We start from the raw sequence: 20858 nt of genomic DNA on the forward strand, positions 1-20858 counted from the left end.
TGCTGAAAATTTCCTGGGCCGCGGAGCATCGCCGCAGCTCTCCCAGTATTTCGCAGGAGTAGACCAACGGCAGCACCGCGTCCCCCTGTGCCGGACGCGTCCCCGCTCATAATTTTGGGTATGACATGGCCATACCAATGGCGTCCTGTCCGGCCCGACGCTCCCCCTCCCGGCCGTTCCCCCCGCACTCCCCCCACAAGCATTCCCGGAGATCCCGCATGCCCGCGCTCAGACGACCCACGGTCCACGGTGAGCCCCCCACGGCTCGCCGCCGAGCCCTGCCCCGCACGCTCGCCCTGCTGTCCCTCCTCGCCTCCCTGGTCCTGCTCCTCACCCTTCCCGGCACCGCCGACGCCGCCGCCGCGGGCGGCAAGCGGCCCGGCCACCCCGAGCGCGACTGGATGGGCTCCACCCTCCGCGCCCACGAACGGCCCGGCCGGCCCGACGGCCCCGGCCCCATACCGCCGCTGACCGCCTCCGTGGAGGGCGTCGACGTCAGCAGCCACAACGGCAACGTCCCCTGGTCGACGCTGTGGAACAACGGCGTGCGGTTCGCCTACGCCAAGGCGACCGAGGGCACGAGCTACACCAACCCCTCCTTCGCCCAGCAGTACAACGGCTCGTACAACGTCGGAATGATCCGCGGCGCGTACCACTTCGCGCTCCCCGACAACTCCGGCGGCGCCGAGCAGGCCGCCTACTTCGCCTCGCACGGCGGCGGCTGGTCCGCGGACGGCAAGACCCTGCCGGGCGTGCTCGACATGGAGTACAACCCGTACGGCTCCACCTGCTACGGCATGAGCGCGAGCGCGCTGGTCGGCTGGATCGCGGACTTCTTCACGACCTACCGGGCGCGCACCGGGCGCGACGCGGTGATCTACACCTCGACCACCTGGTGGAAGAAGTGCACCGGCAATTACGGCGGCTTCGGCGCCGTGCACCCGCTGTGGATCCCGCGCTACGGATCCTCCGCCGGCGAGCTCCCGGCCGGCTGGGGCTTCCACACCTTCTGGCAGTACACCGACACCGGCCCGACGGTCGGTGACCACAACCGCTTCAACGGCGCGTACAGCCGCCTCCAGGCCCTCGCCACGGGCTGAGCCGAGCGGCGCACAGGACCGGGCCCCCGGCACATCGGCGCCGGGGGCCCTCCCTGTCCCACATGCGGCCGAAGCCTCTGGAGGGATCAGCCGCAGGCGCCCGCCGGGCGAGTACGGGTCACCAGGTCGGTGTAGCCGGTGGTGCCGTCGATCCACACCACCTGCTTGCCGCCCGCCGCCGCGGCCGAGGACTGCTCGCCGCGGTTGCAGGAGACCCGGGCCCTGCCGGAGCCGTCCGCCGCGAACTGCCACAGCTTGGGCATCGACTCGTTGCGGTACCGCGTGTCGGGCAGCGCGGCCGTGACGGTCACCGCGTTCTCGGAGGCGGTGAGGTCGGAGGCGAAGAGCGCGCCCTCGCCCGTCTCCTTGCTCAGGTCGGTCGCGCCCGTGCCGTCCAGGTTCGCGCGCCGCACCGCCATCTGGCCCGCGTCACCGCCGATCTCGTCCACCAGCCAGAAGACGTTCGTACCGTTGATGCCGGTCTGGCCGATGGCCTCCGGGCTGGACTTCTGCCCCATCAGTGTCGCCTTGCCGGTCTTCAGGTCCAGCACCTCGACGCCCATCACGTACTGCTCGCCCTGCGGGTAGAGCTTGGCGTACGCGATCCGGCCGCCGGAGAGCGACGCGAGGGCCGTGCCCAGCTCGTAGCGTCCGCCGTCCACCCAGGTCGGTTCCTTGTCGCCGGTGCGCAGGTAGCCCACGTGGCGGCTGCCGAGCTTGTCCATCGATTCGAGGACGACGACGTCGCCCTCGACCCGCAGACCGCTCACCCCGATGGTGCTGGTGTACAGCTTCTTCGTGGGTCCGCCCGCGAGCGGCCGGGACAGGACGTCCACGCTCGCCGGGCCGAACGCCGCCCAGACCACGGTCTTGCCGTCGGTGGCCGGGTAGACATGGAAGCGGCCGTCGTTGGGGCTGATCAGCTTCCGCTCGCCCTTGCCGTCCGTGCGGCCGGCCCACACCGAGTACGGCTCGGAGCCGTCGTCGTTGGACTTCGACGCGGCGTACCAGCCGCCGCCCGCGCCCACGCCGGTGTTGGCCGTGTTGAGCTTGGCGGAGAGCAGGTCGGTGTCGACGCCGAGGGCCTGCTCCCAGTTGGTGACGATGCCGTGGGCGTTGAAGGAGCGCTTGACGACGCCCAGGTCCTTCGCCGACACCTTGAGCGCCTTGGCGGCGGCGACGACCGCGTCACGGCCCTCGGTGAAGCCGTCGAGCGGCGTCATGTACTCCGTCAGCGCCTTGTACGCGATCTTGTCGGCGAGCGTGCGGCCGAGGTCCTCGCGGATGTCCCACAGGGCACCGGAGAAGATCGTGGAGTTGAGGTGGACGCCGCCGTTGTCGGCACCGAAGCCGACGCCGAGGAAGTTCTTGGAGGTCGTCGCACCGTCGTTGAGGTTGCGGAACGCACACTCGGCCGGGGACTTCGTACGGCACAGGTCCTCGCCGAGGAGACCCGCCCTGGGGTCGTCCATGGCCATGCCGGAGGCGTCCGTGTCGATGGCGTTGCCGAAGTAGTCGGCGATCGCCTCGTTCAGGGCGCCGGACTGGCCGGCGTAGACGAGGTTGGCGGAGTGCTCGACGACGCCGTGCGTCATCTCGTGGCCGACGACGTCCAGGTCGGCGGAGAGCGTCTTGTACTCCTTGTCGCCGCCGCCGTACACCATCTTGGTGCCGTCCCAGAAGGCGTTGACGTACGTGTCGCCGAACTCGGTGACGCCCACCAGGGAGTTCAGGGCCATGCCGCGGCCGTCCAGGCTGTCCCGGCCGTGGACCTTCTTGTAATAGTCGTAGACCTTGCCCGCCGCCCAGTGCGCGTCGACCGCGCCGGCCTCGGTGGCGTCCTTGCCGAAGTTCGGCCCCGCCGAGCCGAACGTCCTGATCCCGTCCGGCCAGCGGCCGGACGCCTCGCTGACGTCCTTGCCGCGCGCGTCCCAGGTGGAGACCAGGTTCTTGCTGGTGCCCCACATCCGGGCGTAGTCGGTCATGACGTACTCGTTGCGGGCGGTGTCCTTGTACAGGCCCAGCTCGACGGTGGTGCCGTCGTACTTGACGCCCGACCCGGCGATCCCCGGGCTCACGTCGCCGGCCTGGCCCTTGGCGGCCTTCGCCGCGGCCTGGGAGGAACCCTTCGCGGCCTTCCTGGCGTCCTCCGGCCCCGCCCCCTTGCCGAAGGTCTTGATGCCGCTGTACTGGAGGACCGGGAAGCCCGCCTTGGCGTCGATGTAGACCTCGCGCAGCACGGGCTTGCCGGTGGCCGGGTCGGTGCCGCGGACGGTGACGTGGTGGGTGAGGACGCCGGCGCCCTTGGGCAGCACGACCAGCCCGCGCGAGGTGCCGGCCAGCGACTCGGCCGCCTTCGACTTGGCGCCCTGCTTCGCCGGGACGTCGCTCTTGTCGAGCCGGCTGCCGCCGAGGTCCCGGAGGGTGGCGGTGACGGCCCGCTCGACGGCCCGCTCGGCGCCGATCTCGTCCTTCGTGTCGGCCTTCAGGCCGGTGAAGTACTTGCCCGAGGTGCCGGTGACGACCCGCTTGCCGTCCTTGTTCTCCATCCGCACGACGTACTGTCCGCCGAGGACGTCCACGCCGCGGTGCTTCTGCTGGAGCCGTACGGTCTCTCCCGCACCGGCGTTCACCGTCTGCACGGCCCGCAGGTCGCGTCCCGGGTCGGCGATGCGGTAGCGGCTCTGTTTCCCGGCGAGGTGGCCACGGGCCGCGTCGGCCGCGCTGCCGGCCGCCGGTGCGGCCTCGCGGATGCCGTCCACGAGGGCGGGGGTGGAGGTACCCCGCCCGGGGATCACATCGGCCGGGCTCTTGCCGGGCCCGTCCGCCGCGTGCGCGGGAACCGCGGACACGACAAGGGCGGCGGCGCCCATCAGCGCAGCCGCCCCTGCTATTCCGTTTTTGGTGGCCGGTCTGGCGGCCGGTCTTCCTGAACGTGCTCTGGACTTACGCAAGGTTCCCCCTCCGTACCTGCCGGAACATCTGTGGTCGGAGGTCATGCAATCGGCGGGGCGGGAGGGGATCAATGGGGCGTCGGGGCCCAGGGACGGCTTTCGGCCGAATGGAGCTCGCGTTCAGTCGCGGAGGAGGTCCTCGGTGGCGAGGGTCAGGCCGACGACGGTGTCGGTGAGGTCGATGGGGTCACCGAACTTGATCGCCGGACCGCAGCGATAGGTGCCGTCCTTGGGCTCCGTGAAGAGCAGGCACTGGCCGGCGTACGGATCCACGATGAGGTAGACGGGCACCTCTGCGAGAGCGTAAGCGTCCTTCTTGGGGCCGTAGTCGTTCCGCGCGGTGTCTTTGGAGATCACCTCGGCGATGAACTCGATGTCCCCGTATTGCCAATGGCCCTTCGCGTCCTTGACCGCCCCCTCCTTCAGGGCGACCACATCGCAGGCGAAGCCGTTCAGACGGCCGGGGAAGTCGATGCGGACATCGGATTTGACGCGCCGCCTCGGGTACTTGGTTCGCAGCTGTTCGTAGATGTCAGCGATGACGTCCCAGTGGTTGTCCCGCTGCGGCGACATGTAGATGGCCCCCTCGACGATCTCTACCTTGTAGCCCTCGGGGACGGGCATCCGCTCCAGCCAGTCGAACATCGCGTCCAGGCTGAGCTCGTCGCTGTCGGCCATCACTATCCTGTCGGTCAGTTCGATGGTCATCCTGCGCTCCTCCCCGCTGCCCGCGAATGCGTGCAGCCGGGTAGTACAACGATACGTACGGCAAACGGGCACGCGCCCGTACCACGCCGCGCGTCACCCCATCCTCTCCGCCGCGCTCCGTATCGCCCTCCCGTATACGGAAGTACGTACCGCACCGGCACGCATTGGCGATCGCGTCGATGTCCGCGTCCGTCGGATTCTTCGTGCGCTTCAGGGGGGCGACGGCGGCCATGATCTGGCGGGGCCGGCAGTAGCCGCACTGGGTGACGTCCTGCTCCAGCTACGCCTCCTGCACGGGGTGCGGGCGGTCGCCGCAGGCGAGGCCCTCGATGGTGGTGACCTCGCGGTCGGCCGCCTCCGCGACCGGCACGACGCAGGGCCTGACGGCCTCGCCGCCCAGGTGGCTGGTGCAGTCGACGTCGAAGTTGACCGGAAAGCGCCGGGGGCGGGTGCCCGTGGCACGCGCGTAGGCGTTGGCGATCGCCCCGACCGCGGCCGGAACCCCGAGTTCCATGGGCGGGAGCGTCGGGCGGGCAGCGGGCTCGCTATCGGCGCAGGTGGTCCAGGAGGCCGTCGCGCACGGGGTAGGGGCGTTCCCTGGGCAGCAGCCGGCGGGCGGCATCCAGGTCCCCGTCCCGTACGTGGGCGTGGATCCGGTGCGCGAGAGCGGTGATGTCGGTGATGGAGACCGTCCACTCGTCCGCGTAGCGGCGTGCGGCTTCGCCCGTGAGACCGAGTTGCAGTGAGCGGTGGGGAAGCGGCCGTAGGTTCAGGTCCCTCTCGGGGTCCCATTGGACCCGCGCGGGGGCTCGCTTCAACTCCCGCTTCCAGGCTTGCTGGTCGGGGTGCAGCCCGTGCTCGTAGTGGGACAGGCAGGCGTGTTCCAGCGCCCAGTCGAAGCCGTCGCGGGCGATCTCGACGGCGAGGACGGTCTGCTGGCCCTCCTTGGCACCCCAGCCGCAGCGATACATCATCCACAGGAAGGACGGCTTGATCCACGTCATCCGATCCCGCTTCCAGGACGCCGGAAAGCGGCCTTGCCGGGCGGCGGGCAGGCCGATCTCCGGCGCGTACGCCTGGTAGACGGTGACCGTGGAGGCCGTATGGAGCGCGCGGATCCGGTGCTTGGGTTCTTCTTCTTCCACGGTGACCAGGGTGGGCGAGCCGTTCGGTGCGCGCCATCGAATTACCTGGGCATGCGGGGGGCCGATGCGGCGGCTGCCAGCGGGGCCGCCTTTCCCCCGGCCGCCGCATGAGAGCCCCCCGCGCTAGTGCTGTGACCGTGAACGTTCACCGGGGTTGGCCGCGATGTCGTCGATCAGCTGGACGGTTGGACAACCTAGCCTCTCCGGCGATTGAGTCCTCCTCAGGTCTTCGCCAGCGGGCGCGCCTTCCTCCGCAGGGGGGGACGGTGCGCCGTAGCGGTTGACGCGCGGCTGCCATGTCCAGGACCAGCATGTACGTCATGACCACAGCCCCCGCTCCTCTCCCCACCTCCGCGCCCGCGGCCCGTCTGGGCTCGTCGCGCCGCCCACGCCATCGCTCTGTGCGCAGTTCCGTCCGGCCTGTGGCGCATCGCCATGGCATCCGGTGTGTACGTGGGCTACAGCGATCAGGTGCTGCGCGACGTCTTCGACATCCCGGGCTGGGGCATCGCATACGTCGTCGGCCTCACCGTCTTTGCCGAGCTGGCCGCTTTGCTTCCGCTGTTGCTCGTAAGCGACCGGTGGCGGCCACTGCGCCCCCGGGCCCTGGCCACACTGGCCTGGATCGCCTCGGTGGTCCTGGTCCTGGTGGCACTATGGCAACTCGTGGTCGCTTTCACCGTCGAGAGCCAGACGTACGTGTCGAGTGGTACGGCACAGACCGTATGGGGCGTCGTCTTCGCCCCGCTGTTCGCCATCCCAGCCCTGATGGCCGCGGTGGCATGGTCGTACACAAAGCGGCACCGGGTACGGGGGCATGCATAGCCCTACCACGTGGACATCTTCCGCCGCTTCTCGACCGGACAAGCGCGACCGATGGCTGGGTTGCTCGAGTGCTGTGACCTCATGGACCGCATAGGTTCGCAGGGCTGGTCAGGCTGCGGCTGCAAGGGGGCGTTCGCCCCAGCGGATGCCTTTCTCGCTGCGGCTGCGGGGGCATTCCTTGCCTCGTCGTCAGGGGTGAGCAGGCGGGGACCGCCTCCCGCCCATCGAGGGTCCAGGCAGGCCGGACCGATCTCCTTGAACCGGTTGATCACCTCCCTCACCGTGTCCTCATCGGCCTGCACCAGCTGGGCGATCACCGGAACACGGTTACCGCCGGCGGACGCCAGCAGCATCATCGCCCGCCGGTAGCGCACCGGACTGGTACTGCCCCGGCGGATGATCTGCTGCAGCTTCTGCCCTTCCTGATCGGTCAGTCTGCGCACCCGTACAGGCTCGGCCACCACACCTCCAGCGGTCGGAACGGACGTCACCGCCCATCCAACCGCCCCAACGGCCAACCCGGCGAACCTTCCCGGTCACAGCACTAGCCCAGCGGTCCCTTGCCCTTCAGTACGTACCCACCGGCCATGACCTTGGCGTCCGGGGCCGGCGCCATGCACTTCGTCAGCGGCGGCGCGTCCTCCTTCATCCCCGACAGTCCGATGCGGCTCGGACCGCCGTCCTTGCCCGCGACGTAGAAGCTCACGCCCATGCGGGCGTGCCGCTCGGCCAGCTTCTGCCAGGGACCACCGGGGGTGGCGCGGACGAGCGTTCCGGTCACGGTGGCGTTGGGGGCCGCCGGCCGTCAGGCAATCGACCTTGAAGTCACCCCAGTTGACCATCGTCTTGCCGTCCGGCATCTCGGCGCGGTGGTACACGCGGAACGTGCCCCACGCCTTCGTGGGGAAGACCGGACTCCGCTCGGTGTACGTGCCGTGGGCGTCCATGGTCACCTGGATGTCGTTGCCGGCGGCGGGGAAGTCCATGCGCCCCCAGCCCTTGATGGCGGCGGTCGTCGTGGCGACCGTCCCGCTCCTGGCTGGCGACTCCGCCGTCGTCGCGCCGGCCACCGCCGGTGTCGTGGCGGCCGTCGCGGCGATCAGCGCGAGGAGGGTGGCTGCCCGAAGGGCTGTCTTGTTCACGGTGATTCTCCGATCGAGGTGCAACGGAAGGTTCCACCGAGATCCTCGCCAACGGCCGCGCCCCGCGCGTCGCTCGCCGGGGCGAGATGCCTCCGCTCCCGGGGTGAGCCGCGTACCGCCCCTCACTCCACGCGGAGTACCGCGGCTTCCCCCGTACGGCGGAGGCTGCGCCTCTGCCGCACCGCGACCACGACGGCGGACGACGTCAGCGCGGTGACGATCGTTCATGGCGATCAGCTTGCCAGGGCCATGCCGGGAGGTCCCTGCGCGGCGTTCCTCAGCTCGAACCACACGCGCTTCCCGACCGGCTCCGGATCCGGATGCGGCGTCTCGTCCCACAGCCACATGACTCCCCACCTGTGCGCGAGCCGTCCGATGAGCATCAGCCCTCGCCCGCCTTCGTCGTCCAGCCGCGCCGCCCTCGGCGCGGGCTGCCCCGCCAGGTCGTCGTCCCGCACGGCGATGACCACCCGGTCCCAGTACGCGATCACTTCCACGGCCAGCACGGGGACGTTCGCGTGCTGTACGACGTTCGCGACCGCGTCGGAGACGCAGATCCTGGCGTCATCGATCACGCCACGATGCCCTGAGGCGGCCAGCGCGGCGGCGACGAACTCCCTCACCACCCGGGCGGAACTCCGCACGGCGGGCGCGGACAGTTGGTAGGTGTCGGCGGCTTCGCCAACCTGGCTTCGACGGGGACCTCCGTGCGTTTCCGTACGCATGACTTCGCTCCCAGCGTGATCCCGAGCCTCGGCGCCCACTTGCCCGAAAAGCCGCAACTGCCTTGCTGGTAAGCCGACTTGATGACAACCATCAAGACGGTAGAGCATGGGTCTCACTAGTGAGACCCAATCGGCTAACTGATGGAACGAGGTGGACCGCCCTCAGGTCACGGTCCACACTGAGACGCGACAAGAGAGGACCTCCATGCCACCGAGAAAGGCCCCGACCGCCCGTCAACGACGGCTGGGCGCGGAGCTCCGTAAGATGCGCGAGCAGGCCGGCCTCCCGGTCACGCAGGCAGCGGAGCTGCTGGGTACCGACCGGACCAGCATCAGCAACACCGAGTCGGGACGCTTCGGCGTGAGCGGTGAACGTGTACGGTCCTGGGCCGCCAATTACGGGTGCCCGGACGCCGCGTACGTGGAGGCTCTGGCCTCAATGGCCGACGAGCGGGACAAGGGATGGTGGGACGACTACCACGGCTCCCTGTCCAGCGGGGCGCTCGACCTTGCCGAGCTGGAGCACCACGGCGTCGCTTTCCGAGCCGTTCAGATCATGCACATGCCCGGCCTGCTTCAGTCCGAGGACTACGCCCGAGCCGTCTTCGAGGAAGCCGTGCCGGCACTCAGCCCGGCCACACTGCGGCGCAGACTGTCCTACCGATTGAGGCGCCGCGACGTATTGGACAGAGACCAGCCACCGCACTGCGTGTTCCTGATTCACGAAGCTGCGTTGCGCATGCAGTTCGGCGGACCGAAGGTGGCGCGAGCACAGCTGGACTATCTCCTGGAACAATCCGAGCGAGATAACATCACCGTCCGAGTCATCCCCTTCGCGGTCGGCGGCTTTCCTCACGCCGGAGGTTCGACTCTCTATGTGTACGGGCCGGTCCCCCAGCTCGACACCGTGCAGACGGACACGCCGATGGGATCCGCATTCCTTGACGCGGAGTCAAGGCTTACCAACTATCGCGCCGCTCTGGACCGTACCGAGGAAAGATCCCTCCGCCCGGAGCAGTCGCGGGACTTCATCGTCGATGTGGCACGACAAGCGTGAAGGCGTGGAAACCGTGAACTGTCAGTGGCGCAAATCCTCGTTCTCAACGGATGCCGAGGGCAGCAACTGCCTTGAGCTGGCGGCATCCGGCAGCGGCATCCTCATACGCGAGAGCGACGACCCCAGCGTGATCATAAAGGCCGGGCCGACCACGCTGCGATCCCTCATCACCGCGGCCAAACGCGGTGGATTCGACCAGAGAGCCTGACTGTCTCGGAGGGCCGAAGTGGCTGAGACCATCTGGCACAAGTCCTCGTACTCGGGAGCCGACGACAACCAGGACTGTCTCGAACTGGCCTCCGTCGACGCCGCCATCATGATGCGGGAGAGTGACCTCCCCGGCATCGCCCTCAGAACCAGCACCCGAGCCTTGCGGGCGCTTATCGCGAGCGCCAAAGCCGACGGCCTGGACCGCCGAACCCACCACCCCTCGGAGGTTCGAGATGGCTGAGGCCACCTGGCAAAAATCCTCGTTCTCGACGGACGGTAACGAGTGCATAGAACTCGCCCGCTCGGCTGGAAGTTTGCTCATACGCGAGAGCGACCTCCCCGACGCCGCTCTCACGACCAGCGCCCACGTCCTGCGACTGCCCCTCTCCACCGGCAAGGCCGGCGGCCTCGACCGTCGAGGGTAGGGCTTGTCCGCAGCGCTAGGAACGTTTCGTTCTGCGGGGGCAGGTGACCTCTCACCACTCGGTGGGGCGCCGTCTCACAATCCGCGCAATGCCTCGTAGAGGTCGTCGTAGGTCGCCCAGCAGTCGATGCTGCCGTCATCGTTCAGACTGCCCATGTACCACTCCGTGTCATTGACGGGCCGCACGAGACACAGGCCATGGAACCCCAGCACGATCGCGGGACGTATTACCTCTTCCGCCGCTGGAGAGACACACCAGGTCACGGTCCGGCCAGTGTGGAGCGGGATGGCCTCTTGGTCTCCAGACACGTCTCGGATCTGCTGAAGGTTCCACCCTGCGGGTAGTTGTGCGCCGGTCATGCAGCGATGGTCTCAGGTCGGGCAGAGACCTTCTGGGCCACGAGGCGCCAGGCCGGCACCGCATCGGTCTGGCGACCCGTCGGACAGGCGCTGGTCCTGCGTCTGTGTGTCGAGAAGAACGTAGCGCTTCAGCTCGGCTGAGCCGCGACGACATCGTAGGAACTCGCCGGCACACCGACTGGAGCCGCAGGCTAGGACCTGGGACACGCCACGTGAACGCCAACGCGAGTTGGGGCAGCTCTCAAGCCGTTTGTTCGAAACACCTGTCGAGCCGTTGATGGCCCCTCAAGGAGAGTGTCCGGCGTGGGCGCCGAGAGATTCTGTACCTACTAGTATGTACGATCACGACCGGGGGGACGGCTCATCAGTGATGCCGGCGCGGCCGCATGGCGTGAACCCCCGTGGCGGATGCCGTCGGTGCGGCGGCGCCAGCAGCTGACCTGCCGCCGGTCCGACGCAGCTCAAAGAAGGGACACGCCGACATGCCGCTTGTTCGCATCGACGCGTTGAGAGCCACCCGTGGAAGGCTCGAAGCGCTCGGTCGCGCAGTGCACGACGCCCTGGTCGAGACGATCGGCTTTCCACCTGACGACCGGTTTCAGATCCTGGCCGGCCATGACGGCATCAGCGGCACGCTGCACTACGACGACTACTTCGGCGTGCACCGCGACGACGACATCGTGTACGTATCGATCACCATGCGCTCCGGACGCCCGCCCGAGCGGAAGCGGGCGCTGTACCGGCGGATCGCGGAACTCGCTCAGGAATACGCGGGAACCGAACCGCGCAACGTGTTCATCGTGCTGACGGAGAACGAGTCGATCGACTGGTCGCTGGGCGAGGGGGTGGCTCAGTACGCCCCATCTCCCGGCGTTTCCCAGCCCGGCGAAACGACCTGACCTCGCCCCCACCCGTACCGGCGTGGGGGCGAAACCCGGAACCCGCGGCTACGCCGCCACCCGCACCCCGGTCGACGCCGAAGCCGACGCCGGCTCCAGTGCCAGCTCCAGGACCTGCCGGACGTCCGACACCGGGTGGACCTCCAGCTTCGAGAGGATCTCCGCCGGTACGTCGTCCAGGTCCGGCTCGTTCCGCTTGGGGATCACGACGGTCGTGATGCCGGCGCGGTGGGCCGCCAGGAGCTTCTGCTTGACGCCGCCGATGGGCAGGACGCGGCCGGTCAGGGACACCTCGCCCGTCATGGCGACGTCCGGGCGGACCCGGCGGCCGGAGAGGAGGGAGGCCAGGGCGGTCGTCATCGTGACGCCCGCGCTCGGGCCGTCCTTGGGGACCGCGCCCGCGGGGACGTGCAGGTGGATGCCGCGTTCCTTGAAGTCGCCCACGGAAAGCTCCAGTTCGGCGCCGTGGGAGCGGAGGAAGGACAGCGCGATCTGTGCCGACTCCTTCATCACGTCGCCCAGCTGGCCGGTCAGGGTCAGGCCCGCGCCGCCCGTCTCCGGGTCGGCCAGGGACGCCTCGACGAAGAGCACGTCACCGCCCGCTCCCGTGACCGCGAGGCCCGTGGCCACGCCCGGCACCGACGTGCGGCGTTCGGCCGGGTCCTGGGCGGACTCGGGGGTGTGGTGGGGGCGCCCGATGAGGGTGCGCAGGTCGTCGGCGCCGAGCGTCACGGGCAGTTCGCGCTCGCCGAGTTCGTGCTGGGCCGCCACCTTGCGCAGCAGCCGGGCCAGGGCGCGCTCCAGGGTCCGTACGCCCGCCTCGCGGGTGTACTCGCCCGCCAGCTTGCGCAGGGACTCCTCCTCGACGGTCACCTCGTCGCCCTCCAGGCCGGCGCGCTCCAGCTGCCGGGGCAGCAGGTGGTCGCGGGCGATGACGACCTTCTCGTCCTCGGTGTAGCCGTCGAGGCGGACGAGTTCCATGCGGTCCAGGAGGGGCTCCGGGATCGACTCCAGGACGTTCGCCGTCGCCAGGAAGACCACGTCCGACAGGTCCAGTTCCACCTCCAGGTAGTGGTCCCGGAAGGTGTGGTTCTGTGCCGGGTCCAGGACCTCCAGGAGGGCGGCCGCCGGGTCGCCGCGGAAGTCGGAGCCGACCTTGTCGATCTCGTCGAGGAGGACGACCGGGTTCATCGAGCCGGCCTCCTTGATCGCCCGTACGATCCGGCCGGGCAGGGCGCCCACGTACGTACGGCGGTGGCCGCGGATCTCCGCCTCGTCGCGGACGCCGCCGAGGGCGACCCGGACGAACTCGCGGCCCATCGCGCGGGCCACACTCTGTCCCAGGCTGGTCTTTCCGACACCTGGCGGCCCTACGAGGGCGAGCACCGCGCCCCCGCGCCGGCCGCCGACGACGCCCAGCCCCCGGTCGGCGCGCCGCTTGCGCACCGCCAGGTACTCGGTGATCCGTTCCTTGACGTCCTCCAGGCCCGCGTGGTCCGCGTCGAGGACGGTCTTGGCGCCCGGGATGTCGTACGCGTCCTCGGTGCGCTCGTTCCAGGGGAGCTCCAGGACGGTGTCCAGCCAGGTGCGGATCCAGCCGCCCTCCGGGCTCTGGTCGGAGGCGCGCTCCAGCTTCTCGACCTCCTTCAGGGCCGCTTCGCGGACCTTCTCCGGCAGGCCGGCGGACTCGACGCGGACGCGGTAGTCGTCGGACTCGCCGTCCGGGTCGCCGTTGAGCCCGGCGAGCTCCTTGCGGACGGCCTCCAGCTGGCGGCGCAGGAGGAATTCGCGCTGCTGCTTGTCGACGCCCTCCTGGACGTCCTTGGCGATGGACTCGGCGACGTCCTGTTCGGCGAGGTGGTCGCCGAGCCACTTCACGGCGAGCCTGAGGCGGGCCACCGGGTCGGCGGTCTCCAGGAGCTCGACGCGCTGGGCGACGGTGAGGAAGGGAGAGTAGCCGGAGTTGTCGGCGAGCTGCCCGACGTCGTCGATCTGCTGGACGCGGTCCACGACCTGCCAGGCGCCGCGCTTGCGGAGCCAGCTGGTGGCCAGCGCCTTGTACTCCTTCATCAGCTCGGCGACGGCGCCGGGCAGCGGATCGGGGGCGACGTCCTCGGTGCGGGTGCCCTCGACCCACAGCGCGGCACCGGGCCCGGTCGTCCCGGCGCCGATGCGGACGCGGGCGAGGCCGCGGATCAGCGCGCCGGGGTCGCCGTCGGAGAGCCGGCCGACCTGCTCGACGCGGCCGAGGGTGCCGGTGCCCGCGTACGCACCCTCCACCCGGGGCACCAGCAGCACCCGCGGCTTGTCGTCCCCGGTGGCGGCGGCCTGGGCGGCCTCGACCGCGGCCCGTACCTCGGCGTCGGAGAGGTCGAGAGGGACCACCATGCCGGGCAGTACGACCTCGTCGTCGAGGGGCAGCACGGGCAGGGTGAGCGGTGTGGACGTGGAAGCCATGATCTCCCCTTCGGCAGGCAAGTTGAGCTATGCCGACTCAATGCTTGGCCGCTCCGGGATGTTCCCCCTCCGTTGTTCGCTCTGAGCGATCACCGGAGGCCGAGCGGCGCGGCAGGGGGTGATCAGGCCGCCGCCGGGAACGCCCGCCGGTAGTCCGAGGGCGTCACACCGAAGTGGACCGCGAAGTGGCGGCGCAGATTGGCCGCCGATCCCAGGCCGCAGCGCTCGCTGATCCGCTCGACGGGCAGCCGGGTCGACTCCAGCAGCTCCTGGGCGCGGGCCAGCCGCTGGTCGAGCAGCCACTTCAGCGGCGTGGTGCCGGTGGCGCCGTGCAGGCGCCGGAAGAACGTCCGCGGGCTCATCCCGGCGCGCGCCGCCAGTTCCCCGACGGTCAGCGGCCGGTCGAGGTGTTCGGTGGCCCACTGGAGTACGGGGGCGAGCCCGTCGTCGCCGACCGGGGGCACCGACACGTCCACGAACTGGGCCTGACCGCCGGGGCGGTGCGCGGGGACGACCAGGCGGCGGGCGAGCTGGTTGGCGGCGCGCGCCCCGAGGTCGTTGCGGACCAGGTGCAGGCACAGGTCGAGCCCCGCGGTGACGCCGGCGCTGGTGAGGACGTCGCCATCGTCCACGTAGAGGACCGAGTCGTCGACGTCGACGGCCGGGTGACGGCGGGCGAGTTCCTCGGTGTGCATCCAGTGGCAGGTGGCCCGGCGGCCGTCGAGGATGCCCGCCTCGGCGAGGGCGAAGGCCCCGGCGCACAGGGAGACCATGCGGGCGCCCGCGTCGGCGGCCGCGCGCAGCGCGCCGAGGAGCTCGGGCGGCAGCTCCCGGCCGCCCTCGACGCACGCCTCGGGCACCGAGGGGACGATCACGGTGTCCGCACCGACCAGGCCCTCCGGCCCGTACGGGGTGCGCAGCCCGAAGCCGGCGGCGGCAGGCGGGGGCGCCCCCGTGCCGCCCACCGCGCACAGCCGCAGGTCGTACCAGGGGTCGGCCAGGTCGTGGTGCGGGATGCCGAAGACCGTGCAGACGACCCCCAGCTCGTACAGGTCCCAGAAGGGGACATCGTCGTCGATCACGGCCACGGCCACGGAACCAGCGCTCATGATCGAAAGCCTAGGCGGGCCGGCGGAAAGGCTGGCAGGAATGGTTCGGCAGTCGGCAGTCCTGCCGCTGTCGGGGGCCCGCGGCCGGTGCGAGCGTGGTCCTCACCTGATCCACTTCCGCCGCACACGGGGAGAACCACCCATGACTGTCACCGTTCTCGGCCTCGGCCGGATGGGCTCCGCCCTGGCCGGCGCGTTCCTGGCGGCCGGCCTGCCGACCACCGTCTGGAACCGCTCGGCCGCCAGGGCCGACGCCCTCGTCGAACGGGGAGCCGTCCGCGCCGCGTCGCCCCGCGAGGCCGTCGAGGCGAGCGAGCTGATCGTGGTCTGCGTGACGACGTACGACGACGTCCACGCCGTTCTCGAACCGGTGGCCGGCCTGCTGGCGGGGCGGACGCTGGTCAACCTGACGTCCGGGTCGCCCGAGGCGGCCCGCGAGACGGCCGCCTGGGCGGCCGGGCACGGCGCCGGCTACCTCGACGGCGCGATCATGACGACCCCGCCCGGCATCGGGAACCCGGCGTACATGCTGCTCTACAGCGGCTCCCCGGCTGCCTTCGCCGCCCACCGGGCCGTCCTGGCCGAGCTCGGCGACCCGGTGGACCTCGGCGCCGACCCGGGGCTGGCATCGCTGTACGACACGGCGCTGCTCGGCCTGATGTGGTCGGCCCTGAGCGGGTGGCTGCACGGGACGGCCCTGACGGGCGCGGACAAGGTCGACGCCACGGCGTTCACACCGGTCGCGGTCCGCTGGCTGACGGCCGTCGGCGGGTTCATGAGCACGTACGCGCCGCAGATCGACGAGGGCCACTACCCCGGCGATGACGCCACCCTCGACATCCACCTCGCGACGATGGACCACCTGCTGCACGCGAGCGAGGAGCGCGGCCTGGACGTCGGGCTGCCGGCGCTGCTGAAGAGGGTCACCGAGCGGGCGGTGGCCGACGGCCACGGCGGCGACAGCTACGCACGCCTGATCGAGGCCGTACGGGACGGGGGCCGGGCATGAACGCGGGACTCACCGGGCAGGACTGGCCGGCGCTGGTGACGGAGGCCGCGGAGCTGGGCACCGCAGTGCTCGCGGCGGGCGGGGACGGCGACTGGACGCGGCCCGCCGGGGACCTCGACTGGTCCTGCCACGCGACCCTCGACCACCTGGCCCTGGGCCTGATCGGTTACGCCGGCCTGCTCACCGCGCGGCCCGCCGACCGCTACATCGCGCTGTTCGCCTCGCTGGACCCCGAGGCGCCGCTACCGGCCCGCCTGGAGGGCATCCGCATCGCCGCGGCGCTGCTCGCCGCCACCGTCCGCGGCGCGGACGCCGGCGACCGGGCCTGGCACCCGTGGGGCCACTCCGACGGGCCCGGCTTCGCCGCCATGGGCGTGCTGGAGACCGTCGTGCACACCCACGACGTCACGCTCGGCCTCGGGCTCGCCTGGAGCCCGCCCGACGAGCTCTGCGCGCCCGTCGTCGCGCGCCTCTTCCCCGGCGCCCCGGGCGGACACGCCCCCGCCGCCACCCTGTTGTGGTGCGCCGGCCGGGCCGCGCTGCCCGGGCACGAACGGCGCGGTGAGTGGAGCTGGGACGGCACCGTCCGCTGAACCCCGCCGGGCCGCGCCCCGCCCGTCACGGACGAGCGGGCAGCAGGCGACGCCGGTGAGCAGGGCGATCGGATGGCCCCAGCTGGCGAGCGGGTCGGCGAACTCGACCAGGTCCTGTGCGCACATCAGGACGGCCAGGCCGAGGACGGCCCGGCCCGACCTGCGCGGCAGCAGCCCGGCGAGCGCGCCGATGCAGGACATGACGCCGAAGCTGATGCCGTAGTCGAGGCGGTGCAGCGACGCCTCCGGCAGCCGGCCGGCCGCCACGGCACCGGCCACGGGCAGCTCGGTGGCGAGGGTGGCGAGGACGTGGCCGAGGAGGAAGACACCGGCCGTACGGGCGCCGCCGACCCGGCGTTCCAGGGCGCTGACGACGACGGCGAAGAGCAGGCCGTAGAGGGAGTACAGGCCGCCGGCCACCCACAGGGCGCTGGCGACGAGGACGAGGAGGGGCTGCTCGGCCAGGTGCGCGGCGTCGGTGCTGGAGTCGCGCAGGAGCTGGTCGACGGTGTCCGGGTCGCCGAGGTCGGTGTAGACGGCGGTGGCCAGCAGGACCAGTCCGTAGACGAACGCGAAGGGCGTACGGGTGGGGGTGGGGAGCAGCCGCCACGGCCGGGCGAGGCGGGCGAACGGGCCGCGTCCGGCGGGAGGGGACGGCGGTTGCCCGCCGGGTCTGCGGGCACCGGTGGACCGCGCGTCGGCGGGGTCAACCACAGTCACTCGGCCAAGCCCCTTCCTCGCGGGCCCCCAACGGCTCCGGGCGGTGGGAACCTCGCCCGTCCTCGCAACATTAAGGTCCACGGAGGCCCGGCAATTCAACCTCTGGGCGTGACTCCCGTCACGGCCCTCAACCCCGCTCCCATCCGATGCGTCCGCCGAGTAAACCGATCCCCGGAGGCTCTGTCATGACCACCCGAGATGTCCGGTTCGAGTCGCCCGCCCAGCCCCTTCGCCCCCCGCTGCCCGGCTCGTCCGCCGAGGACTCCCCCGTCACCCTGGAACGCCGTGAGGGCCCCTACGGGGAGGTCGCGCTCCGCCGTCGGGGTGAGATCTTCGAGATCATCGCCAACGGCTGCTTCCTGATGGACACCTCCGACGGCCGGTCCGAGCGCCTGCTGATCGACGCGGCGCTCGCCGCCCTGCCGGTCGGCCGCGAGCAGCCGTCCGTGCTGATCGGCGGCCTCGGCGTCGGCTTCTCGCTCGCCCGGGCGGCGGCCGAGCCACGCTGGGGCCGGATCACCGTCGTCGAGCGGGAGGCGGCGGTGATCGACTGGCACCGCGACGGCCCGCTGGACGCGTTCTCGGGGGCCGCGCTCGCCGACCCGCGCACCGAGATCCTCCACGCCGACCTGGTCACCCACGTCCGGACGGCCACGGACCGCCACGACGCGCTGTGCCTGGACATCGACAACGGCCCCGGCTGGACCGTCACGGACGACAACGACGGCCTCTACTCCCCCACCGGCCTCGCGGCGTGCCGCGCGCGGCTGACGCCCGGCGGCGTGCTGGCCGTGTGGTCCGCGCAGCCGTCCCAGGAGTTCGAGGAAGCCCTCCGGAATGCCGGGTTCGAAGGGGTACGGACGGAAGAGATCACCGTTGCCCGGGGCGTCCCGGACGTGGTGCACCTCGCGCTCCGTGCCGCGTAGCCGTCCCCTGCCACCTGCCCGTACTCTGCTTGCCACACCTGCAGGACTGTAGAGAAGCACGCTACGGGAAGACGCTAGGGGCGGGGCGCTATGGAGCAGACACACATCGGCCCGAGCGGTGCCGCAGCCTCCGCCGGGGCTCAGCGACGGGTCCTCGTCGTCGAGGACGACCGGACCATCGTCGACGCCATCGCGGCCCGGCTGCGGGCCGAGGGGTTCCAGGTGCGGACCGCCGGCGACGGCCCCGCGGCCGTGGACGCCGCCGACGCGTGGCAGCCGGACCTGCTGGTCCTGGACGTGATGCTGCCGGGCTTCGACGGCCTGGAGGTCTGCCGCCGGGTGCAGGCGCAGCGGCCGGTGCCCGTCCTGATGCTGACCGCGCGCGACGACGAGACCGACATGTTGGTCGGGCTGGGCGTGGGCGCGGACGACTACATGACCAAGCCGTTCTCCATGCGCGAGCTGGCGGCCCGGGTGCACGTCCTGCTCAGACGCGTGGAGCGGGCGGCGCTCGCCGCGCACACCCCGCGCACCGGCATCCTGCGGCTGGGCGAGCTGGAGATCGACCACGCGCAGCGGCGGGTGCGGGTGCGCGGCGAGGACGTGCACCTGACGCCGACCGAGTTCGACCTGCTGGTCTGTCTGGCGAACACCCCGCGCGCCGTCCTCTCCCGCGAGCAGCTGCTCGCTGAGGTGTGGGACTGGGCGGACGCCTCGGGCACCCGCACCGTGGACAGCCACATCAAGGCCCTGCGCCGGAAGATCGGCGCGGAGCGGATCCGTACGGTCCACGGTGTCGGCTACGCGCTGGAGACCCCGGCGGCATGACCGGCGGCGGTACGGGCGGCGGCGCCGGACAGGGCGAGCGCGCGCAGGAGCGGCCCGCGGCCCCGGCGGGGCTGGGCGGGCGGGTCTGGGAGGCGCTGCGGCCACTGGACCCCTACCGGTCGGTGAAGGCGGCGCTGGGCGCGCTGGTCATCGGCTCGGTGGTGATAACGACCTTCCTGGTCTTCGTCGCGATCCACTCGGCGACCGAGCTGCGGGTGATCACGGTCTTCTCGATCATCGCCTCGCTGCTGATAACCCAGTTCGTGGCCCACGGCCTGACCGCGCCCCTGGACGAGATGACCGAGGTCACCCGGTCGATGGCACAGGGTGACTACACCCGGCGGGTCGGGGCCGGGCGGCGCGACGAGTTCGGTGACCTGGCCAACGCCTTCAACCGGATGGCGGCCGACCTGGAGGCGGTGGACACCCACCGCAAGGAGCTGGTCGCCAATGTCTCGCACGAGCTGCGCACCCCGATCGCGGGGCTGCGGGCGGTGCTGGAGAACGTGGTGGACGGCGTCTCGGCCGCCGATCCGGAGACGATGCGCACCGCGCTGCGCCAGACCGAGCGGCTCGGCCGGCTGGTGGAACAGCTGCTGGACCTGTCCCGCCTGGACAACGGCGTCGTGCCGCTGCACGCCCGCCGCTTCGAGGTGTGGCCGTATCTGGCGGGCGTGCTGAAGGAGGCGAGCATGGCCAATGGCTCGGGGTCCTCCCCGCACGCGCGCAAGGACGTCCATCTGCATCTGGACGTATCGCCGCCGGAGCTGACGGCCCACGCGGACGCGGAGCGCCTGCACCAGGTGGTGGCGAATCTGGTGGACAACGCCGTCAAGCACAGTCCGCCGCACGGCCGGGTGACCGTACGGGCGCGGCGGGGCGAGGGCGCCCAGTCGCTGGCCCTGGAGGTGCTGGACGAGGGTCCGGGCATCCCGGAGGCGGAGCGGCACCGGGTCTTCGAGCGCTTCAACCGCGGCGGCTCGGGGCAGCAGGGCCCGGGCAGCGACGGCGGTACGGGCCTGGGCCTGGCGATCGCGCGCTGGGCGGTCGATCTGCACGGCGGGAGCATCGGAGTGGCCGAATCCCCACGTGGCTGCCGCATACAGGTCACTCTTCCGGGCGGACCTCGTGATCAGCTTTGACGTAGGGTCGGTGGCGGAAGCACGCATTCGAGGGAGTGCGGGGCACGCTCAAGCGAACCCTGATGGGCTCGCGGACAGCGGAACCCGGTGTGTTTCCCGCCAAGTCATGCCCCGAAACCCCTCCGGGAATGTGACTTGCGCGACGACTGGGCCGGGTGGCCTGCATCAACCCCACAGACAGGCGTAGCCTTTATTTCCGCTGTCCATCACCTTGTGAAGCGGAAGAGGGCGGTTGCCGCCGTGTCGCCACAGTCCCCCAACACCTCGAGCATCTCGACCGGCCAAGACGGGCAGGGCAAGAGCCCTGCGGACGTCTTCGGCTCCAATGAGTGGCTCGTCGACGAGATCTACCAGCAGTACCTCCAGGACCCGAACTCGGTCGACCGAGCCTGGTGGGACTTCTTCGCCGACTACAAGCCGGGCCAGACGGCGGCCGCGCCGCCGGGTGCGGTCGCGCCTGCGGCGCCCGCTCAGCCGGTCGCGCCTGCGGCGCAGGCTGGGCCGAGTGCGGCCGCGCCGGTGACC

General features: G+C 71.0%; 21 protein-coding genes and 3 pseudogenes. 13 read left to right on the forward strand and 11 right to left on the reverse strand.

What is annotated here, in order from left to right; genetic code table 11:
* Window positions 1–218: 218 nt before the first annotated feature.
* The gene (locus tag J7E86_RS00185) at window positions 219–1100 is read left to right on the forward strand and encodes a lysozyme (protein ID WP_215078418.1); all 882 of its coding nucleotides are present in this window, start codon (window positions 219–221) and stop codon (window positions 1098–1100) included.
* Window positions 1101–1186: 86 nt separating this feature from the next.
* Here J7E86_RS00185 and J7E86_RS00190 read toward each other — a convergent pair whose 3' ends face one another.
* The 4 genes and pseudogenes from J7E86_RS00190 to J7E86_RS00205 all read right to left on the reverse strand — a co-directional run bounded on the left by J7E86_RS00190 (window position 1187) and on the right by J7E86_RS00205 (window position 5907).
* The gene (locus J7E86_RS00190; protein WP_215078420.1) at window positions 1187–3973 is read right to left on the reverse strand and encodes a M4 family metallopeptidase; all 2787 of its coding nucleotides are present in this window, start codon (window positions 3971–3973) and stop codon (window positions 1187–1189) included.
* Between the two features lie 201 nt (window positions 3974–4174).
* Window positions 4175–4762 carry a Uma2 family endonuclease gene (locus tag J7E86_RS00195; protein ID WP_215078422.1) on the reverse strand — a complete coding sequence of 196 codons (588 nt, stop codon included), beginning with the start codon at window positions 4760–4762 and terminating at the stop codon, window positions 4175–4177.
* Between the two features lie 93 nt (window positions 4763–4855).
* A pseudogene (locus J7E86_RS00200) lies at window positions 4856–5174 on the reverse strand ((2Fe-2S)-binding protein); the annotation flags it as partial.
* A gap of 133 nt (window positions 5175–5307) precedes the next feature.
* Entirely contained in the window at window positions 5308–5907 is a 600-nt protein-coding gene (locus J7E86_RS00205) for a DUF4291 domain-containing protein (RefSeq protein WP_215078424.1), read from the reverse strand.
* A gap of 435 nt (window positions 5908–6342) precedes the next feature.
* On the opposite strand from J7E86_RS00205, the gene J7E86_RS00210 reads away from it, so the two are divergent.
* Window positions 6343–6732: a hypothetical protein gene (locus tag J7E86_RS00210; RefSeq protein ID WP_251018453.1), complete on the forward strand. Its 390-nt coding sequence runs from the start codon at window positions 6343–6345 to the stop codon at window positions 6730–6732.
* Window positions 6733–6869: 137 nt separating this feature from the next.
* Here the strand turns inward: J7E86_RS00210 and J7E86_RS00215 are convergent.
* The 3 genes and pseudogenes from J7E86_RS00215 to J7E86_RS00225 form a co-directional block, all read right to left on the reverse strand.
* Window positions 6870–7193: pseudogene (locus tag J7E86_RS00215) on the reverse strand (transposase); the annotation flags it as partial.
* A gap of 83 nt (window positions 7194–7276) precedes the next feature.
* Window positions 7277–7513 (reverse strand): hypothetical protein, encoded by a 237-nt coding sequence (locus J7E86_RS00220; RefSeq protein WP_215078425.1) that lies wholly within the window; start codon window positions 7511–7513, stop codon window positions 7277–7279.
* Window positions 7514–8107: 594 nt separating this feature from the next.
* The gene (locus tag J7E86_RS00225; RefSeq protein ID WP_215078427.1) at window positions 8108–8599 is read right to left on the reverse strand and encodes an ATP-binding protein; all 492 of its coding nucleotides are present in this window, start codon (window positions 8597–8599) and stop codon (window positions 8108–8110) included.
* 205 nt (window positions 8600–8804) lie between these two features.
* Between J7E86_RS00225 and J7E86_RS00230 the strand changes: the two genes are divergently transcribed.
* The 4 genes from J7E86_RS00230 to J7E86_RS00245 are packed head-to-tail and all read left to right on the forward strand — an operon-like array spanning window position 8805 to window position 10291.
* Window positions 8805–9656 (forward strand): Scr1 family TA system antitoxin-like transcriptional regulator, encoded by an 852-nt coding sequence (locus J7E86_RS00230; protein ID WP_215078428.1) that lies wholly within the window; start codon window positions 8805–8807, stop codon window positions 9654–9656.
* A 4-nt stretch (window positions 9657–9660) separates the two neighbouring features.
* On the forward strand, window positions 9661–9864 hold the full coding sequence (locus J7E86_RS00235) for a DUF397 domain-containing protein (RefSeq protein WP_308312416.1): 204 nt from the start codon (window positions 9661–9663) through the stop codon (window positions 9862–9864).
* Window positions 9865–9882: 18 nt separating this feature from the next.
* Window positions 9883–10107 carry a DUF397 domain-containing protein gene (locus J7E86_RS00240; protein WP_215078430.1) on the forward strand — a complete coding sequence of 75 codons (225 nt, stop codon included), beginning with the start codon at window positions 9883–9885 and terminating at the stop codon, window positions 10105–10107.
* Entirely contained in the window at window positions 10100–10291 is a 192-nt protein-coding gene (locus tag J7E86_RS00245) for a DUF397 domain-containing protein (RefSeq protein ID WP_215078432.1), read from the forward strand. The genes J7E86_RS00240 and J7E86_RS00245 overlap by 8 nt, the downstream gene beginning before the upstream one ends.
* Before the next feature lie 74 nt (window positions 10292–10365).
* On the opposite strand, the gene J7E86_RS00250 is transcribed toward J7E86_RS00245, so the two are convergent.
* Window positions 10366–10650, reverse strand: coding sequence for a hypothetical protein (locus J7E86_RS00250; protein ID WP_215078433.1), 285 nt, complete (start codon window positions 10648–10650; stop codon window positions 10366–10368).
* A gap of 482 nt (window positions 10651–11132) precedes the next feature.
* On the opposite strand from J7E86_RS00250, the gene J7E86_RS00255 reads away from it, so the two are divergent.
* On the forward strand, window positions 11133–11549 hold the full coding sequence (locus J7E86_RS00255; RefSeq protein WP_215078464.1) for a tautomerase family protein: 417 nt from the start codon (window positions 11133–11135) through the stop codon (window positions 11547–11549).
* A 48-nt stretch (window positions 11550–11597) separates the two neighbouring features.
* Here J7E86_RS00255 and lon read toward each other — a convergent pair whose 3' ends face one another.
* Both lon and J7E86_RS00265 read right to left on the reverse strand, forming a co-directional pair.
* Window positions 11598–14006, reverse strand: coding sequence for an endopeptidase La (lon, locus tag J7E86_RS00260; protein WP_215078435.1), 2409 nt, complete (start codon window positions 14004–14006; stop codon window positions 11598–11600).
* 122 nt (window positions 14007–14128) lie between these two features.
* Entirely contained in the window at window positions 14129–15115 is a 987-nt protein-coding gene (locus J7E86_RS00265) for a GlxA family transcriptional regulator (RefSeq protein ID WP_215078437.1), read from the reverse strand.
* 142 nt (window positions 15116–15257) lie between these two features.
* Between J7E86_RS00265 and J7E86_RS00270 the strand changes: the two genes are divergently transcribed.
* Window positions 15258–16124, forward strand: a complete 867-nt coding sequence (locus J7E86_RS00270; RefSeq protein ID WP_215078439.1) for an NAD(P)-dependent oxidoreductase — start codon at window positions 15258–15260, stop codon at window positions 16122–16124.
* Window positions 16121–16717, forward strand: a complete 597-nt coding sequence (locus J7E86_RS31945) for a maleylpyruvate isomerase N-terminal domain-containing protein (protein ID WP_251018455.1) — start codon at window positions 16121–16123, stop codon at window positions 16715–16717. The genes J7E86_RS00270 and J7E86_RS31945 overlap by 4 nt, the downstream gene beginning before the upstream one ends.
* 84 nt (window positions 16718–16801) lie before the next feature.
* Here J7E86_RS31945 and J7E86_RS31950 read toward each other — a convergent pair.
* Window positions 16802–17518, reverse strand: a pseudogene (locus J7E86_RS31950) (rhomboid-like protein); the annotation flags it as partial.
* Between the two features lie 104 nt (window positions 17519–17622).
* Here J7E86_RS31950 and J7E86_RS00280 point away from each other — a divergent pair.
* The 4 genes from J7E86_RS00280 to J7E86_RS00295 all read left to right on the forward strand — a co-directional run.
* Window positions 17623–18363 carry a spermidine synthase gene (locus J7E86_RS00280; RefSeq protein ID WP_251018456.1) on the forward strand — a complete coding sequence of 247 codons (741 nt, stop codon included), beginning with the start codon at window positions 17623–17625 and terminating at the stop codon, window positions 18361–18363.
* 90 nt (window positions 18364–18453) lie between these two features.
* Complete coding sequence (locus J7E86_RS00285) at window positions 18454–19191, forward strand: response regulator transcription factor (RefSeq protein ID WP_215078443.1); 738 nt, start codon at window positions 18454–18456, stop codon at window positions 19189–19191.
* Complete coding sequence (locus tag J7E86_RS00290) at window positions 19188–20333, forward strand: ATP-binding protein (protein WP_251018457.1); 1146 nt, start codon at window positions 19188–19190, stop codon at window positions 20331–20333. Before J7E86_RS00285 ends, J7E86_RS00290 begins: the two co-directional genes overlap by 4 nt.
* Window positions 20334–20573: 240 nt before the next feature.
* A partial coding sequence (locus tag J7E86_RS00295; RefSeq protein WP_215078445.1) for a hypothetical protein occupies window positions 20574–20858 on the forward strand: 285 nt, incomplete at its 3' end.

Source organism: Streptomyces sp. ISL-11 (assembly GCF_018614525.1).
GTDB lineage: Bacteria > Actinomycetota > Actinomycetes > Streptomycetales > Streptomycetaceae > Streptomyces.